Source organism: Candidatus Methylomirabilota bacterium (assembly GCA_027293415.1).
Classification (GTDB): Bacteria; Methylomirabilota; Methylomirabilia; order Methylomirabilales; family CSP1-5; genus CSP1-5.
Map to the genome: position 1 here is coordinate 1 of JAPUFX010000104.1, position 3,205 is coordinate 3,205.

General features: G+C 57.2%; 3 protein-coding genes. All 3 read left to right on the top strand.

The window, feature by feature from the left end:
- Positions 1-202 precede the first annotated feature (202 nt).
- Positions 203-328: a hypothetical protein gene (locus O6929_07880; protein MCZ6480306.1), complete on the top strand. Its 126-nt coding sequence runs from the start codon at positions 203-205 to the stop codon at positions 326-328.
- 471 nt (positions 329-799) lie between these two features.
- Entirely contained in the window at positions 800-1,846 is a 1,047-nt protein-coding gene (locus O6929_07885) for a hypothetical protein (GenBank protein MCZ6480307.1), read from the top strand.
- Positions 1,847-2,122: 276 nt separating this feature from the next.
- Complete coding sequence (locus O6929_07890; GenBank protein ID MCZ6480308.1) at positions 2,123-3,100, top strand: TAXI family TRAP transporter solute-binding subunit; 978 nt, start codon at positions 2,123-2,125, stop codon at positions 3,098-3,100.
- Positions 3,101-3,205: the final 105 nt, after the last annotated feature.

The following is a 3,205-nucleotide window of genomic DNA, read 5'->3' on the forward strand; positions in this document are numbered from 1 at the left end:
GGTGCGGGGAGATTGTTGCGGGAATTCTGATTTGGACCTGCTGATTGGTAATCAGATCCCCAACAACCAGCCCCCGCAAATCAAGTCCTTCCATGCCCCTGCTACCACCGTGCTACCGGCATGATCCCCACTCGAAGCCCCAGTTGAAGGCTGGCCAAGGCCGGAAAGGTCATCTGGAGCGCACCGTAGGAGGAAGTAAGCCATGGCCGAGAAACTCGATCCGCGACAAGTCGTCACCTTCGAAGAACTGGTGATGAGCGTGATGTACGAGCAGGAGGCCAGAAAGACAGTAATGGGGGGAAGAAAGGCAGGCCAGGAATACCAATGAAAGGAGGGGGGTGTAGAAGTGGACCCGAGCCTAGTGCTTACGCTTACCGGACCTCTCTCGCCCGCGAACCTAATCTCGCTTCATTGAGACCAAGACAACCGTTCGATGGTGCTCTTGGGTGCCCCTAGTACGGGGGGTTCTGGTAGCAGCGTGGTAGCAACGGCTGACGCCCCCTGAGACCATAAATGACGGGTGGTTGTTAAAGAACCGTGCCGTCGTATATGGATTTTGCCCCCCGCCGTTGTATATGGACGCAAGGAGCTATTTCCATCGACAGAGCGCGGATGCTTGACCCCCCTCCTCTTTCATCGCATCAGGTTGTGAATCTTGAAATGATGCCTGAGATGAAGTAGGCTACCGACCCTGAAGCTGCTTCGGGTGACCGCCTACGAAGTTTGATACGATACACACGCGAGGAGCTGGCAGTCATTCGCTTGGAGGATCGGCGTTGGGGTCAGAAAGGAGTTCGCCGTGCGTTGGTTGCTCCGGCTCATTGTGTCGCTCATGTTGGTCGTTCCGGTCGCCGCGAAGGCTCAACCGGCGGCGACAAAGATAAAGTCTTGTGCTGTCCCTCCCGGTATTGCTGCCACGCGCCCCGACCCACAGGGGAGCATTACCCGCGTCCTGGTGGGGGCCTATGTTCTCGACATCGTAAGCATCAATGATGCCACGCAATCCTTCACCGTAGACTTTATTCTGGGGCTGCGGTGGAAGGACCCTCGCCTGGTCGACAAATCCCTCGGTGTCTCGGTCGCCCATTGCAAGCTCGGGCTCGGCGACGTATGGCACCCTGCCGTCCTGTTCCTCCACCATGCGGATCTTTCCCACCAATGGGCGGATACTGTCGACATCGACTCACAGGGAAATGTAACCTACGCGCAGAGATTTCACGGGGATCTTTCCTCGCCCCTGAATCTCCGTGATTTTCCTTTTGATCGCCAGGTATTGCCGATCACGATCGTATCAGCAAAGTATGGCCCCGAGGAGATGGTATTCGACGTCGACGAGACAACCACAGGTATGGCCGACACGCTTTCGATCGCCGACTGGTCCATTGGTCCCTGGGTGGCTCGGGCGGGCTACTTTTATTTCTCGCCCCAAAAGCGCTTTCTCGTCCGCTTCGGCTATGAACTTCCAGCCACGCGTTATGTCGCCGTCTACCTTTTTAAAATCATCGCTCCGGTGACGATGTTTATTTTCATGTCCTGGTTGGTGTTTTGGCTCGATCCGACTCTCCTGGCGGCCCAAGTCGGTCTCTCGGCGACCGTAATGGTGATACTCGTACTCTTCCATCTCCAGCTTGGAAGTCTCTTGCCTCGGGTCCCTTACGCGACGCGCGCGGATATCTTTCTTCAGCTCTCTCAGATCCTCGTATTCCTCGCATTGGTGAAGGCGGTCACGAGCGGCGCCCTCGCGGCGCGGGGGAAGGAAGCGCTTGCGAGGAGGCTCGACCGGTGGTCCAGATGGGCCTTCCCCGCATCCTTCGTCGTGGTTCTTGTATTGGCTTTCTGGCTCTAAAGGCCACCCTTCACCTTGATAGCTTCCAACACTTGGGTGTGCAGGACGCGGCAAACCTGTCCTGACCCCAAAACGTACCCTATTCGCAACCGCCCTCACGCAACCTCGTAAAATTACTAGGTGTTAGTTGAATTCGGATAGGTGCCCTTCTAAACCGTAGAGAATCCTGTGAAGGCTTGCCCCAGTTGACGAATGCTGTTATTCTGCCACCTTGTAAGTTCACAATTACGGACGGAGCTTTCGCAGACGACGGATACAGAAAGTGAGAAGTAGCCCGTGAAGAAGAAAACGCTCGCGCTGGTTATCGCAGCCGTGATCGCCGCGGGGATAGCGGGATCCGCCGGACCCGCAAATTCCGCACAGAAAAGGTTCTTGGCGATCGGGGGAGGGTCCGTGACCGGCATCTACTATCAGGTGGCCGTGGGCGTCTGTAGACTGGTCAAGGAGCAGCTCGGCAGTCAGGGCTATACCTGCAGTGGCCAAATGGCCCTCGGCTCAGTCACCAACATCAAAGCCATGAGCCAAGGCTGGCACCACTTTGCCGTCGCACAGTCCGACATCAACTGGCAGGCGTACAATGGCAAGGGGAAATGGAAGGGCAGGCCGTACGAGGGCCTCCGGAGCGTGTTCAGCATCCATGCTGAAACCGTCATGCTGGTGGCACGCGCCGATGCCGGCATCAGGTCAGTCAACGACCTCCGCGGCAAGCGGGTGAACATCGGCGATCCAGGCTCGGGCTTTCGGAAAAACGCCGTGGATGTCCTCAGGATCTACGGGATGGAGGACTGGTGGAACGATATCTCCGACCGAGAGTTGGTGGTGGATGAGGCCGTACGAGCTCTACGGAGAGGGAAGATCGACGCCTTCTTCTACACTGTGGGCAATCCCTGGGGCGCCGGCATAGAGCTTGCGAGACATACGAAGATCCGGATGATCCCCATTGATGCGCCTGGTATCAAAAAGCTCGTGGCCGATCATCCATACTACGTTGCGACGGCCATCCCCGGCGGCATCTACAAAGGTGTGGGCAAGGCTGTGCCGACCTACGGCGTGAAGGCGACCTTTGTCACCAGCGAGGAGGTATCCGAAAAGGTGGTCTACGACATCGTCAAGACCGTCTTCGACAACCTCGATCGCTTCCGCAATATGCATCCTGCCTTCGCGTCCATTCAGCCCGAAGATATGCTCACGGGACTCTCCGCGCCTCTGCACCCGGGCGCTCTGCGGTACTACAAAGAGAAAGGCTGGATGTGACCTGGGCAAGGTTCCATTAACCAAAAGGAGAAGCGACCGTGAGACGCAAGACCATTGGCATGTGCGTCAGTATGATCCTTGTCACCTTGGGCCTCCTGGTCCCGC

Coding starts and splice junctions, on each gene's coding strand:
- O6929_07880 (MCZ6480306.1), top strand. CDS start 203: ATGGCCGAGAAACTCGATCCGCGACAAGTCGTCACCTTCGAAGAACTG.